The organism is Nocardia sp. NPDC127579 (assembly GCF_042672005.1).
GTDB lineage: Bacteria > Actinomycetota > Actinomycetes > Mycobacteriales > Mycobacteriaceae > Nocardia.
Window position 1 is genome coordinate 1,143,794 of sequence record NZ_JBHXVZ010000001.1, and the last position, 14,600, is coordinate 1,158,393.

At 68.5% G+C, this 14,600-nt stretch carries 8 protein-coding genes; 2 read left to right on the forward strand and 6 right to left on the reverse strand.

Annotation, left to right across the window (positions count from 1 at the left end):
* Window position 1 precedes the first annotated feature (1 nt).
* Both ACFVMC_RS04805 and ACFVMC_RS04810 read right to left on the reverse strand, forming a co-directional pair.
* A complete protein-coding gene (locus tag ACFVMC_RS04805; protein ID WP_379206886.1) occupies window positions 2–3,583 on the reverse strand; it encodes a protein kinase in 3,582 nt (1,193 codons plus the stop codon).
* 220 nt (window positions 3,584–3,803) lie between these two features.
* Window positions 3,804–4,256, reverse strand: coding sequence for an SgcJ/EcaC family oxidoreductase (locus ACFVMC_RS04810; RefSeq protein ID WP_379206888.1), 453 nt, complete (start codon window positions 4,254–4,256; stop codon window positions 3,804–3,806).
* Window positions 4,257–4,347: 91 nt separating this feature from the next.
* On the opposite strand from ACFVMC_RS04810, the gene ACFVMC_RS04815 reads away from it, so the two are divergent.
* Window positions 4,348–4,782 (forward strand): MarR family winged helix-turn-helix transcriptional regulator, encoded by a 435-nt coding sequence (locus ACFVMC_RS04815; protein WP_379206890.1) that lies wholly within the window; start codon window positions 4,348–4,350, stop codon window positions 4,780–4,782.
* A 55-nt stretch (window positions 4,783–4,837) separates the two neighbouring features.
* Here the strand turns inward: ACFVMC_RS04815 and ACFVMC_RS04820 are convergent, their stop codons facing one another.
* The 4 genes from ACFVMC_RS04820 to ACFVMC_RS04835 form a co-directional block, all read right to left on the reverse strand.
* A complete protein-coding gene (locus ACFVMC_RS04820; RefSeq protein ID WP_379206892.1) occupies window positions 4,838–5,623 on the reverse strand; it encodes a lytic polysaccharide monooxygenase in 786 nt (261 codons plus the stop codon).
* A 248-nt stretch (window positions 5,624–5,871) separates the two neighbouring features.
* On the reverse strand, window positions 5,872–8,019 hold the full coding sequence (locus ACFVMC_RS04825; RefSeq protein ID WP_379206894.1) for a 3-hydroxyacyl-CoA dehydrogenase NAD-binding domain-containing protein: 2,148 nt from the start codon (window positions 8,017–8,019) through the stop codon (window positions 5,872–5,874).
* 115 nt (window positions 8,020–8,134) lie between these two features.
* Entirely contained in the window at window positions 8,135–9,349 is a 1,215-nt protein-coding gene (locus tag ACFVMC_RS04830; RefSeq protein WP_379206895.1) for an acetyl-CoA C-acetyltransferase, read from the reverse strand.
* A 421-nt stretch (window positions 9,350–9,770) separates the two neighbouring features.
* Entirely contained in the window at window positions 9,771–13,181 is a 3,411-nt protein-coding gene (locus tag ACFVMC_RS04835; RefSeq protein ID WP_379206897.1) for a DNA polymerase III subunit gamma and tau, read from the reverse strand.
* Window positions 13,182–13,615: 434 nt separating this feature from the next.
* Here ACFVMC_RS04835 and ACFVMC_RS04840 point away from each other — a divergent pair, with 434 nt between their 5' ends.
* A complete protein-coding gene (locus ACFVMC_RS04840) occupies window positions 13,616–14,443 on the forward strand; it encodes a hypothetical protein (protein ID WP_379206899.1) in 828 nt (275 codons plus the stop codon).
* The last annotated feature ends 157 nt before the right edge of the window (window positions 14,444–14,600 follow it).

Genomic DNA, 14,600 nt, shown 5'->3' on the forward strand with positions numbered 1-14,600 from the left:
CTCAGTCGAGCAGCTCGGCCAGGAACAGTGCGGGCAGCGTGATGTCCTCGGACTGATTCGGCGGCTGATGCATGTCGGTGCGCAGCACCCGCAGAATGGCGACGACACCCGGCCCCGCGTCCAGCAGGGGCCGGGTCCAGCCGAGTTCGGCGCAGGTGGCGGCCGCGGGCAACAGCAGACCGGTGGCCTCACCCACCCAGCCGGAAGCCGCCAGGCACTCGGCCAGCAGCAGCGCGGTATCCAATTCCGCACGGGGACGATGCTGTTCGGCCATCCGGCCGTGCAGCGCGCGGGCCCGGCGCACCGCGGTGTCGTCGGAGCGCAGCTGACGCTGGGCGAGCAGCCCGCGAATGGCGGCGATCTCCTCCGCCTCCGCCGTCAGTGCCGCCGCGCCGCGCAGCCGGTGCGAATGATGGATGGCGCCGATCCGATCCGGCTCGCCGAGCCCGTCGCCCGCGCCCACGGGCAGGCCGAGCCGGAGGCGTTCGGCGCGGATATGCGCGGCCAACCGGGTCAACCGGCCGTCCTCGGCGATCCGCGCGCCCTCGTCCAGCCGTGCCGCGGCCGTGTACAGATCACCGCGCACCGCCTTCACGCGCGCGCCGACCACGAAGGTGGAGATCAGGAAGTCGACCGGGCCGACCCGGGTGACCAGCTGATGGCTGGCGTCGAGCAACCGGTCCGCCGCGTCCAGATCGCCACGGCGGTAGGTCAATTCGCCGAGCAGTGCCGCGGCCACCCGCACCGCGTGCGAGCGCGGCCCGGCCTGCTCCCGCGCGGTGTCCCAGGCCTGCTGGAAGTGCCGCAGCGCGGTCGGGATCTCGAGCTGCTCGTAGGCGGCGGCGCCCTGCGAGCACAGACCGAACACCGTGCCCAGCGGATCCTTGGACCGCTCGTGGTACGGCCGCGCCCACTCCTGGATCTCGGCGGCACCGTCGAAATCGAAATCGCACAGGCGGACGAAGGAGGTCAGATTCGCCGCGGTCGACACCGTCCAGGCGGGCAGGTCCTCGGGATGCTCCAGGCACACCGCGACCCGGTCCAGCACGCCCTCGGTGTGATCGCCCGCGACCTGATCCGACGCCGACAGCACCGCCGCCTCGCACCGCTGCCGGGCCACGTCCGCGTCGGTCGCCGACCCGCGCGCCAGAATGCTGGACAACCGGCCCAACGCGGTCCGCGCCGCACCGGACTGCTGCAGGTTCACATTCGCCCGGGCCACCGCCATCAGCAGTTTGGAGCGCGAGGACACCTGCTGCACCGGCAGTTTCGATACGGTGCCGAGCAGCGTCGCCAGGCGGGACCCGTCGATCAGGTCCATGCCGCCGCCCTCGAGCAGATCCAGCGCCAGCTTCAGGTCCGTGGCCGCGAGCGCGTGATCGACCGACTTGCGCAGCTGCTGATGCTCGGCGAACCACCAGGATGCCCTGCGGTGCAGCGACTTCAGCCGGCCCGGGTCGGTCTGTTCCAGCCGAGCGCGCAGATGCTCGGCGAACAGCGGCTGCATCCGGAACCACTCCGGGTCGTGCGGGCTGCGCTGCAGGAACAGCTCACGCTGCTCGGCCTGAGCCAGCAGCAGTTCGCCCTCGCTGTCCTCCGACAGCGCGGAAGCCAGTGAGCCGCAGGTCTTCTCGGTCACCGAGATGGCGGTGAGGAAGTCCAGCATGCGCGGCTCGAGCGTGTCGAGCACGTTCTCCGCGAGATACTCCCGGATCCCGTGCGTGCCTTCGCAGAGCGTGGCGATCAGCTGATCGGCGTCGGCATTGCCGCGCAGCGCGAGCCCGACCAGCTGGATGGCGGCCGGCCAGCCGTCGGTGGCGGTCTGGATCTGCTCGATCTGGGTGTCGCCGAGCGCGAAGTCGTGCCGGTCCACCAGCACCGCGCGCGTCTCGTCGAGGGTCAGGCGCAGCGCGTTCGATCCGATTTCGACCAGTTCGTCGTGCACCCGCATCCGGCTGGTCGGCAGCCCGGACTGCTCGCGACTGGTGACCACGAAACGCAGATGGTGACAGCCGTTGTCCAGTAACGAATCCATCACCCGGTGCGCGCCCGGGTCCTCGACCCGATGCCAGTCGTCGACGATCACCACGATGGTCTCGCCGCTGCCGTGGATCTCGTCGATGAGCGTGGCGACCACGTAGGCGACGGCGTCGACGGGGCGCTCCTCGAGCACCTGATCCAGCCCGGTCCCGATATCGGGCCGGACCCGGCGGATCGCCTCGATCAGATGCGCCAGGAACCAGACCTCGTTGTCGTCGTCGCGGCCGATGCTGAGCCAGGCGACCGGCACCCCGCGCGCGGCCAGCTCGGTGCGCCACTGCGCGGCCACGGTCGACTTGCCGAACCCGGCGGGCGCGTGAACGACCGCGAGCCGCCGGTCCCCGCCCGCGCGCAGCGTGTCCAGCAGCCGGGGCCGCAGCATCGGCTCGCGCGCGGGTGTGGGCGGCCGGAACTTGGTCGCCGCGGTCGGCGGCAACGTCGGGCCCACCGCGCCGCCGGAATGCTGCGATACCGCCGGGCGCAGCGTCAGCGGCCAGCTGCGCCGGGTGAACGTGGGCCGGGCCGCCGGTGCCGGATGCGTGGATTCGCCTGTCGCGCGGTCGATCTCGTCGAGCAGGACCGCGGGGTCGAGGAGCGCCATCTCGTCGGGCAGCATGTCGTGCGCCCGCTGCACGCCACGGAGCAACTCGCCGAACTCGAAGGCCGAGGCGGGCCGCTGCTGCGGTTCGATGGACATGGCCTGCTCGATCGCCGCCGCCACATCGGCGGGAATGTCCTGGTCGCGCAGGTCGGGCACAGGCTGGGTGGTGATCCGCAGGAACTGCGCGACCACCTTCTCCCCCGCCTGCCGTTCGAAGGCCGCGTGCCCGGTGAGCAGCGCGAACAGGGTGGCGCCGAGACTGTAGACATCGGAGCGAACGGTCGGCTCGTCGCCCTTGAGCACCTCGGGCGCGGTGAACGCGGGCGACCCGGTGATCAGGCTGCTCGAGGTGCGGAAACCACCGGGGATACGGGCGATTCCGAAATCGGTGAGCTGCGGTTCACCGTAGGCGCTGAGCAGCACGTTCGCCGGTTTCACATCCCGGTGCAGGATCCCGGCCCGGTGCGCACTCTCGATCGCACCGGCCAGCTTCACCCCCGCGCGCAAGGAATCCGACCAGGTCAGCGGGCCACGGTCGCGAATGAGCTGCTCCAGGGAGCCATGGGTGCAGAAGGGCATCACAATGATCGGCAACCCACTGGCCGTGACGTCGACCTGGAGGATGTCGACGATATTCGGGTGCCCGGACAGGCGGCCCATGGCCTGTTCCTCGCGCAGGAAACGTTCCCGGCTCTCGGCATCGATCTCCGAGGAGAGCACCTTGACGGCGACCACCCGCTCCAACGCGATCTGCAGACAGCGATACACCACACCGAACCCACCGCGACCGACCTCGACGGCCCCCGCCAGTCCCATGGCGGCGAGCTCGTCGGCGACCGCGATCGGCTCGATCCGCTGGGTATCGGTAGGCTTGCGAATTACCGGATCGGCGGCCTCCCCCGCCCCGGGTTCCCCTGCGCCCGAATGCGACTGTGGATCCATGTGACCACCTCGAACTCACATCGAATCGGCGACATCGGCGATCGTGCCCAGCGCCGACATCGGACTCACCGCAGGCGCCCCGGCGTGTCCGTATTGTCTGCGCTTATTCCAACGTAGCGCGGTAACCCGGTGGACGGGTGGAGAATCGGGGCAGTGTCGTTTCCACTCGGCTTCGCGTTCGCTCGCCGTTGTTTTCGGCGTCGCGCGCCGGGCCCGCCGTTCAGCGTGCGGCGGCCGGGCGGGCGCCGGGCGTGGTCCGGAACGTGATGAATTCCAGGATCCGGTGGCGCCTGGTGTTGTGGAACGCGGTGATCAGCCAGCGGCCGTCCCGGCGGACCAGCATGTAGGTCTGCACCTTGGTGAGCCGCTCGGGCCGCCGCCCCTTGTAGGTGTCACCACGGCCGATGACCACCGCGACGTCCGGGGTCACCAGCCGGATGTCGACCAGTTCGCCCGCGAGCTCGGTGCCCTTCAGGAAGGTGCGCAGCAGGGCCCGGTGCGATTCCACGATGTCGGCACGGCCGCGGTACTGGGCGCCGAAGAACGCGGTGTAGGTGGCGTCCTCGGTGAACAGGGCGCCGTAGGCGTCGGCGTCTCCGCTCGCCCAGGCCGCGTACATGGCGTCGAAGACGGCCCGGATCGCGGTGATGTCGTGCGGTTCGGTGCTGGTCACGGCGTCCTCCATGGTAAATTTCTGCGCGGAGGAGCTTTCTTCTTCTAAGAAGTCTCTTCCTTTAGGAAGAGATTATGAGAGGAGAGGTCTCATGTCAACGCCGAGTGAGGTGTACCGGCGCTACCTGAGCGCCGTCGTCATGCACGGCCAGGCCGGAGCCCGCGCGGTCGGCCTGGGCGCGACCGACCTGTACGCGCTGAACATCCTGGAACTGTCCGGGCCGCTCACCCCGGGCGAATTGGGCGCGCGCAGCGGGCTCACCACCGGACCCACCACCCGCCTGATCGACCGGCTGGAAGACGCGGGCTACGTGCGCCGCGTGCCGGTCCCCGGCGATCGACGCAAGGTGACCGTCGAATTGATCAGCGCCCCAGAGGAATTGGATACAGTGCTGGCACCGGCCCGGCAGGCGGTAGGCGAGATCTTCGACGGATACGGCCCCGAACAACTCGCGGCGCTCTTCGACTACTTCGAGCGCGCCGCCGACGCCTACTACCAGGCCACCGAGGAACTGCGCGGCCGGTGACGAAAAGCCCGCCCTCGCCAGCGCGAGAGCGGGCTCCGATTCGGTCGGCGGCCGATCAGATCGGCTGCCAGAGAGCCGGAGTGGCGGCGGGCGTCCAGTTCGGATCGTGCGCGGTATGCGCTTGCAGGCACCGATACTTCTTACCCTGATAGATCGCCTCGTCGCCGATCGCGAAGGTGTCGTGCGGCGCCCAGACGCGGCCGGACGGATTCGGCTGGGTCGTCACCGGAGTGCTCGGCGGCGCGGTCGTGGTGGGCGGCGCAGTGGTGGTGGTAGGCGCGGGTGCGCTCGTGGTCGGCGCGGGGGCCGTACTGGTAGGCGTCGAACCGCCGCCGCCGATATTCAGATCGACACACGAATAGAAGGCATTCGCCGTATCACCGATGTTCCAGATGGCCAGCAACTTCTGCTTGCCACTGAACCCCGACAGGTCGATCCGGTGCGTCTGAGTCTTCGAATCGGGGACCGCGTTCCCCTCGTCTACGAAACCGACGCGCTTGTCGCCGATGTAGTACTCATAGCTCGCGGTGCGATGCAGCGCGGTCAGCGTCCACGTGAAATCGACCGCGCCGCTGACCTCATGAACCGTCCACGGCTTGCTGTCGTCATCGAGTTCCTTGAAGTTCGCCAGACCAGCGCTGCAATTACGCTGCCCCTTGGCGCCTTCCACGCTTTGCGGTTCATAGGACACCGGTCCGCAGGACACGGCCCCCGCGGCGCATTGGGCTTGACGACTGGCCGGGCCGAACACATAGCCGTGCGCGGACGCCGTCGCGGCGGGCAGGATCGCCAGCGCGACCCCGAGAGCAGCACCGGCCGTACAAAGGGCACGAATACCCACTGTTGTTCTCCCTCATCGATATGGACGAACAGTAAGAGACCGGCGTTACTGTTCTGTTATAAACGCGTTTGTGAACCATATGCGTTCAGGATCGAGAGGGTCAAGGAAATCGGGTAACTAGACGAAAACTGTTGAGTTGCTACAAAACTCGAGCGGGATACCGACGAGTAGTTGGCCGAACCCGCGAAACGACGAAGCCCGCCGGCACGAATCGTGCCGGCGGGCTCAGCCGCAGTACTACCGCAGGATCAGCGCAGCGACGCCGGAACCTGGAAACGCTCACCGTACTTCGCGGCCAGCTCGTCGGCCCGGGCCACGAAGCCCGCCTGGCCGCCGGGGTAGCCCACGATGAACTGGTGCACGCCACCGGTCCAGGCCGGGTAGCCGATACCGAAGATCGAACCGATGTTGGCGTCGGCGGTGGTGATCAGCACACCCTCGTCGAAGCACTTCTGAGTCTCGATCGCCTCGATGAACAGCATGCGGTCGATCAGATCCTGGATCGGCACACCGAAGCCGGTGGTCGACTTGAAGTGCTCACGCAGGCCCGGCCACAGGCCGGTGCGCTTGCCGTTCTCGTCGTACTCGTAGAAGCCGGCCTTCTCCAGGCGGCCCGGACGACCCTCGCCCACCAGGTACTCGATCACGTCGATCGCCGGGTGACGCTTCTTGCCCATGGCGGCATCGCCACGCGCGATCGCCTCCTCGGTCTCCTTGGCGATCTTCAGCATGAGCTTCATGTTCAGCTCATCCGAGAGCTGCAGCGGCGCGGCCGGGTAGCCCGCCTGCTGGCCCGCCTGCTCGATGGTGGAGGGGTCGATGCCCTCACCCAGCATGGCGATCGCCTCGTTGACGAAGGTGCCGATGACGCGCGAGGTGAAGAAGCCGCGGCTGTCGTTCACCACGATCGGGGTCTTCTTGATCGCGAGGGTGTAGTCGAACACCCGGGCCAGCGCCTCGTCGGAGGTCTTCTCACCGCGGATGATCTCCACCAGCGGCATCTTGTCGACCGGCGAGAAGAAGTGGATACCGATGAAGTCCTCCTGGCGCTTCACGCCGGTCGCGAGACCGGTGATCGGCAGGGTGGAGGTGTTGGAGCCCAGCAGGGCGTCCGCGTCGACGATGTCCTCGATCTCCTGGAACACCTTGTGCTTGAGCTCGGTGTTCTCGAAGACGGCCTCGATCACGAAATCGACACCGGCGAAATCGGCCGCGTCCGCGGACGGCTTGATCCGATCCAGCAGCGCCTTGGACTTCTCCTCGGTGGTCTTACCGCGGGAAAGGGCCTTGGCCTCGATCTTCTCGGAGTAGTTCTTGCCGCGCTCGGCCGCCTCGATGGTGACGTCCTTCAGCACGACCTCGTAGCCCGCCTTGGCGGAGACGTAGGCGATGCCCGCGCCCATCATGCCGGCGCCGAGGACACCGATCTTCTTGATGTCCTTCTTCGGGACATCCTTCGGACGGGAGCCGCCGTTGTTGATCGACTGCAGGTCGAAGAAGAACGCCTGGATCATGTTCTTCGCGACCGGGCCGGTCAGCAGGTGCACGAAGTAGCGGGACTCGATCAGCGACGCGTTGTCGAAGTCGACCTGCGCGCCCTCGACCGCGGCGGACATGATCGCCCGCGGGGCCGGCATGTTCGCGCCCTTGATCTGCTTGCGCAGGTTGGCCGGGAACGCGGGCAGGTTCGCCGCGAAGGCCGGGGTGGACGGGGTGCCGCCGGGGATCTTGTAGCCCTTGACATCCCAGGGCTGCACACCCTTGTCCGGGTTCGCCTTGATCCACGCCTTGGCCGCGGGGACCAGTTCCTCGATCGAGCCGACGACCTCGTTGACCAGGCCGACTTCCTTGGCCTTGGTGGCGTTGAACTCGTTGCCCTGCAGCAGGATCTGCATCAGCGCGTTCTGCAGACCGAACATCCGCACGGTGCGGGTGACACCGCCGCCGGCGGGCAGCAGGCCCAGCTTCACCTCGGGCAGGCCGATCTTCAGGCCACGCACGTCGGCCGCGATGCGGTAGTGGGTCGCCAGACAGATCTCCAGGCCACCGCCCAGCGCGGCGCCGTTGATGGCGGCCACGACCGGCTTGCCCAGCTGCTCCAGGCGGCGCAGCGCGCCCTTGATGTTGCCCAGCTCGTCCATCAGGCCCTGGCCGTCTTCCGGGCCGACCTTCATCATGTTCTTCAGGTCGCCGCCGGCGAAGAAGGTCTTCTTCGCGGAGGTCAGCACGACACCGGCGATGCTGTCCTTCTCGGCTTCCAGACGCTCGACGGTGGCGGTCATCGAGTTCTTGTACAGCTCGTTCATCGTGTTGGCGCCCTGGTTCGGGTCGTCCATCGTCAACACGACGATGCCGTCCGAATCCTGCTCCCAACCGATCATGTTGTTTTCGGTCACAGCTCTTTGTCTCCTTGTGAAAGTCTGTACCTATTCGCGGTGTTCACTACGCCCTGCGTGGTTACGCTGCGCTGCCTCCTCCGGGCGCTGAGCTCACACCGCGGGTCGGTTGGGGTTAGACGCGCTCGATGATGGTCGCGACGCCCATGCCGCCGCCGATGCACAGGGTGATCAGCGCGTAGCGGCCATTGCGGCGCTCCAGCTCGTCGACCATGGTGCCGGTGATCATCGCGCCGGTGGCGCCCAGCGGGTGGCCCATCGCGATGGCGCCGCCGTTGACGTTCAGCTTCTCGTCCGGGACGTTCAGGTCCTTCTGGAACTTCAGCACGACGGAGGCGAACGCCTCGTTGATCTCGACCAGGTCCATGTCCTCGATCGACAGACCCGCCTTGGCCAGCGCCTTCTTGGCGGCCGGGGTCGGACCGGTCAGCATGATGGTGGAGTCGGCGCCGGAGGTCGCGGTCGCGACGACGCGGGCACGCGGGGTCAGGCCCGAGGCCTTACCGGCCGCCTCGGAGCCGATCAGCACCAGCGCGGCGCCGTCGACGATGCCCGAGCTGTTGCCGCCGTGGTGCACGTGGTTGATCTTCTCCACGAAGTGGTACTTCTGCAGCGCCACCGCGTCGAAGCCGCCCATCTCGCCGACCATGGCGAAGGACGGGTTCAGCTTGCCCAGGTCGGCGGCGGTGGTGCCGGGACGCATGTGCTCGTCGTTGTCCAGCACGACCAGGCCGTTCTGATCCTTGACCGGCACGATCGACTTGGCGAAGTAGCCGCCGGTGGTGGCCGCGGCGGCCAGCTCCTGCGAGCGCACGGCGTAGGCGTCGACGTCATCGCGGGTGAAGCCCTCGATGGTCGCGATCAGGTCGGCGGAGACACCCTGCGGCACGAAGTAGGTGTCGTAGTTGGTGGCCGGGTCCAGGGCCCAGGCGCCACCGTCGGAGCCCATGGCCACGCGGGACATCGACTCGACGCCACCGGCGATCACCAGGTCGTCGAAGCCGGAGCGGACCTTCTGCGCGGCCAGGTTGACGGCCTCGAGGCCGGAGGCGCAGAAGCGGTTGAGCTGGAAGCCACCGACAGTGTCCGGCAGACCGGCCACGGTGACGGCGGTGCGGGCGATGTCCATGCCCTGGTCGCCGACCGGGCTCACCACACCCAGGATCAGGTCGGAGATCTGGTCCTCGTCGAGGTTGGGGAAACGGTTCCGCAGCTCCTGGATCAGACCCACGGTCAGGTCGATCGGCTTGACCGAGTGCAGCGAACCGTTCTTCTTGCCGCGTCCGCGCGGGGTGCGGATGGCCTCGTAAATGTAGGCCTCTGTGGTCATGTGGAGTGTTTCCTTCCTTGGGGTGCGGCGGCCGGGAGTTCACCCGTCCGAGCGCTCTGTGCACCGACCGGCGCTACGACCGACCGTCTGTATTCAATTGGGCGACGCTGTCCGAGCCACGCATCGATAACGCTGCAGGCTCGTCGTTCGTGCCGCATAACGCTGTACAAATTCGGGCACGCAACTGCTCACGATAGAGCCTCGCCACACCCGAGTCGACGGCCACCCGCTCATAGTACGCGCTGTGCGAACTCCGGTTAACTTAACGTCCTCCCGCCAACCCTTGTCAACCATCTGGGGATGTGGCGCCGAGCTCACTGGGGACCACCCCACCCCCAACCCATCCCCACACACTCGAAAGTGCTTGCGTCGGGCAAACCATGTGAGGTTGGGCAATACCCCGGTGGGGTGGACGCGGGGGTCAGCCGTCGATTCGGGTGGCGCCCAGTTCTGCGCGGAGGAGTTCGAGGGCGGCTTCGTCCGGGTCGCGGCGGTCTTCGGGGGCGACCGGCTTGGCGGCTTCGGCGAGGAATTCCTGCTCCTCCTCCGGGGTCAGGTCGCGTGGGGTCGCGTCGTAGGTCGGTTCGCCGCCCGGCTCAGCGGGCGGAGGGTCAAAAGGGCCGGGGTCGTCCGGTAGATCGGGGTAGTCGGGGGGCGGGATGTCGTCCTCGGCGAACGGTTTGGGGTCCGGGGCCGAGCGCTGCGGGGCGGCCGGCTGGGCGGACTTGGCCTGGCTGGGACGGGAGAACCGCGGCGGGGCGGCCGGACCACCGGAGTTGCCCGCGCCCGGCGCGGCGGGCTGCGCACCGCGCGTGGCCTTGACGGCCGGCGCTGCCTGCCGCGGGGCCGCACCGCCTGCCTCCCAGCGGATCTCGTATTCGTGACCGAGCACCGCCCGCACCGCCGACTTCACCGCTTCGATATTGCGCGGCTCGGACAGTCGCTTCGCCAACGGCGCGTGCTGGTGCGCGAACACGATCACCTCACCCTCGATCCGCGCCACCGAAGCACCCGAAAGCAGCGCCTGCACCGCGGCTCCGAACTCTCGCACCTTCGCCCGGATATCGGCCCACGCCGCCTCCACCGAGCGCAACACATCATCCGAGCTCAACCCCGATGAACCCGCCGCGGGCACATCGCCACGTCCAATAGCCGCACCAGCCCCCGCCGACGCCTCGGAACCTGCCCCCGCAGCGCCACTTTCCACTGGCGGCCGCTGTTGTGTCACTCGCTGAGGCTCCGCTGCGGTCGCCTGATCAGGTTGATGGTTGTCCGCACCACCCACGGCCTCGGTGTTCGCCGCGTCACGCCCGTTGCCGTGATCGCCTCGCACCGGCGACCCCTCGCTGGCCGCCGAGCTCTGCGCAGTTGGCGAACCATCTCGCGCGCCGAGGTTCCGCGGTTGTTCGGTTGTCGGCGCACCGAGCTCCGGGGCCATCGACGTGGCACCTCGCGCCGCCGGATCGCGCTCAGCCGGCGACGCGAAATCCGATGCGACGCCCGGCGCTGGCGCCCCGGAACTGCCCGGGACCCCAGTACCGGAGCCGTGCACGCCATGCGGAACCGCACCTTGTGCATCGGAGTAATCCTGCACACCGTGCGTATCGGCATGCGACGCCATCTCGGCCGAATGAGATGAGATCCCCTGCTCAGCGCCCGGCGGCGGAACACTTGCGGTCGATTGGACAGGGTGCTGCGACACATCCTCGCCATCGAGACGCGCACCCCCTGGACCGGTTACCCCCGCAGCCGGCTCAGCAGAGCCCTGCGCGACCGCACGAACAGCACCTCGAGGTGCACCCACGCCGTGCTCGGACGCTTCGCGCCGGCCGACGTCGCGCCCCGCCGAATCCGATGCCTTCTCAGCGGAGCTCGGCGCGAACTGGGGATCGACACCCTGCGCCGCGGTGCTCGTCGCTCGAGCAGCTGCGCCCTGATCACCAGGACCCTGCCCGGCCGATACGGCACCCAGCCGACCAGCAACGGGGTCCGGCCCGCCGACCGGCTCGGTCGAGGCGGAACCCGGTGCCAGTTCAGCGAGATTCGATGTCACCGCACGCTCAGCACCCTGAGCTGCACCCGGGATGGAACCAGCCGCTTCGACATGTCCGGCGCCAGTCGCGGAACCATGCCCGGCGACCGACGGAGAATCGTGCTGTACCGAGCCGGAACCGCTGGCGCCCCGCACGGGTTCAGTGGCGGACATCGGGTGCCCCGCGTTGTCTGTCGCCGCCGAGGCTGATGCGGAACCGGCGGACGCTGAGGTAGAGCCAACAGACGCCGGAGCGGAACCGACCGGCGCAGACGGAGTGCCGCCGGATGCCGGAGCGGAGCCAGCAGACTCTGGGCTGGAACCGACAGATCCCCGGGCAGAGCCGACAGACCCCCGGGCAGAGCCGACAGACCCCGGGGCGGAATCAACAGGCGAGGGAGCTGAGCCAGTAGACCCCGCAGGAGAACCAGCGGACGCGGCGGTGGAGCCGGGCGCGGTTCGCGCGTCGGCGGCTGGTTGAGGTTTCGAAGCGCCGCTACGTTCGGCTCGAGCGGCGGCGAGGGCTTCGGCGCCGCGGCGGCGGCCGGGTTCGGGGGCGGCGGGCCGGTGCGGGGGTGCGGCGGCGGACGAGTCCGCAGCGGCGGGGCGAGCGGAGCCGGCCGCGGACGAGTCCGCGGCGGCAGGGCCCACCCCTGCGCGTTCGAGACGTTCCAGGCGTTGCAGGGTGGCGGATTCCGCGTCGGAGACCGACGGGAGGAGCATGCGGGCGCAGACGATTTCGAGCAGGAGGCGGGGGGCGGTGGCGCCGCGCATCTCGCCGAGGCCCTCGTGCAGGAGCTCGGCGTAGCGGGCGAGCGTGGCCGCGCCGACGCGCTGGGCCTGATCGCTCATGCGTTCCAGCACATCGCCGGGGCCGGTGACCAGGTTGCGTTCGACGGCGTCGGGGACCGCGCGCAGCAGGATCAGGTCGCGGAAACGCTCCAGCAGGTCGACGGCGAAGCGGCGCGGATCGTGCCCGGCCTCCATGACCCGGTCGACCGCGCCGAACAGGGCCGCGCCGTCATCGACTGCGAGAGCTTCGACGGCGTCGTCGATCAGGGCGACATCGGTGACGCCGAGCAGCGACACCGCACGGTCGTAGGTGACGCCCTCGGGTCCGGCGCCGGCCAGCAGCTGATCGAGCACGCTGAGGCTGTCGCGCGGGGAACCGCCGCCGGCGCGAATCACCAACGGGTACACGGCTTCCTCGACCGGCACGTGTTCCTGGTCGCAGATCTTGCCGAGCAGGCCGCGCATGGTCGCGGGGGGCAGCAGCCGGAACGGGTAGTGGTGGGTGCGCGAACGGATGGTGGGCAGCACCTTGTCCGGCTCGGTGGTCGCGAAGATGAAGATCAGGTGGGCGGGCGGCTCCTCGACGATCTTGAGCAGCGCGTTGAAGCCCGCGGTGGTGACCATGTGCGCTTCGTCGACGATGAAGACGCGGTAGCGGGATTCGGCGGGCGCGTAGAAGGCGCGGTCGCGGAGTTCGCGGGTGTCGTCGACGCCGCCGTGGCTGGCCGCGTCGAGTTCGATGACGTCGAGGTTGCCCGGACCGCCGGGCCCCAGCGCCACGCATGACGGGCAGACGCCGCAGGGTGTCGAGGTGGGACCTTCGACGCAGTTCAGCGAGCGCGCGAGGATGCGGGCGGACGAGGTCTTGCCGCAGCCGCGCGGGCCGGAGAACAGGTAGGCATGACTGATCCGCCCGGTGTCCAGGGCGGTGCTGATCGGGTCGGTGACGTGCTCCTGACCCACTACCTCAGCGAATGTTGCCGGTCGGTACTTCCGGTACAGAGCCACGGCCAGAGGTTACCGGCGACCACCGACAAAACCCACACCCGCCGGGAGGCCGCCGGTCGGCGCAGCGCAAACATCCAATTATGTGATGTAGATCACAGCTGACAACGCACCCGATTCCAGCGCACTTCACGAAACCCGCAACAGCAACGTATTAGCAATCACCAGGCGGGCCCGCCGCCCAGCCGACGAACACCAGCAATACACCCATCCGATCAGCACTATTTCGAACTCCCGCCCCGTTATCACGGATTATTTCGGAGGTAACGAATCCATTACCTCCCATGACATCACGCAATCGGCTGGCTACCGTGGCACTCGGCAACTTCGGTAGCCAAACCTTCATCAGGTTGGTGGCCCCGGCCGGTCCCTCATCCCGACCGGGGCACAACCTGGAGTCCCGATTTCACCGACACGTACCCGGAGGAATCTCCCCCGTGCCGTCCTGTGATGACATCGCCTCGGCTTGGCTCTCCAGCACCGACTTCGCCGGAGACCGCGCCGCGGTCGATCTACTCAGCCGAGCCATCAGCCCACAGGACTTCGACCTCAAACGCGATTCGCTACCGGTCGCCGCGGCCGCCGACCCGGCCACCGCCACCGCCATCCTCGAGCTTCTCGAGCGCGGTCAGGTGCCGACCATGGCCGCCATCCGCACCTTGACCGCACAGAACGAGATGCGCCGCGAGGCCGAGCGGATCGAACGCCTGGGCCGGCGCGCACAGCGCAGCATCGACGACTTCGGCAAGGTCCTGGCGCGGCTCGCGCACGAGCACTGGACCGCGCACGGCACCGGCCCCACTCGCCGCGACGCGCTGTCCTCCGCACCGGTGATGGCGCTGATCGCCGAGCGGATCGGCGAGATCGCGCCCACGGCGGTGAAACATCTGTGGTTGATCGAGCGCGCTCAGCGGGCCGGTTGGATCGCCTCCAACGCGAATCCGCAATCGCTGTGCGCGGCAAGGCGTTTCCATGCCTCGAAGTACGGCAACCGGGTGTCGCTGCGGCCGGTCAATACGATCGGCACCCTGGTGGCGGGCTTCCTGGCCGAGCACCGCGCCGAGCATGGACGTCCGCCACGCTGGTCGGCGCTGGCCCGCGAACTCCGCGACGACCGCGGCCGCCGCCTGTTCCACGACACCGCCGACGCCCGCATCCAGCAGCTGTGGCTGACCACCGCCGAATGGATCGCGATCGACGAGGACGACCTCCCGATCCCGGGAAAACGCGGCCTGCGCACCCTCGCCCGAAAATCCCGTTCATGAGGGCGACAACCGATCTGTGAAGAACACGGGTAACTCACCGGGTACCGGCCGACTCGACCTCGCCGGTACCGGCGGCCGCCAATGTGACTGGTCACGCACCTGAGTCTGGCCTGAAGTCACGGAGAGGCGGGGGAGTAATTTCCTTGCAACGCAAATT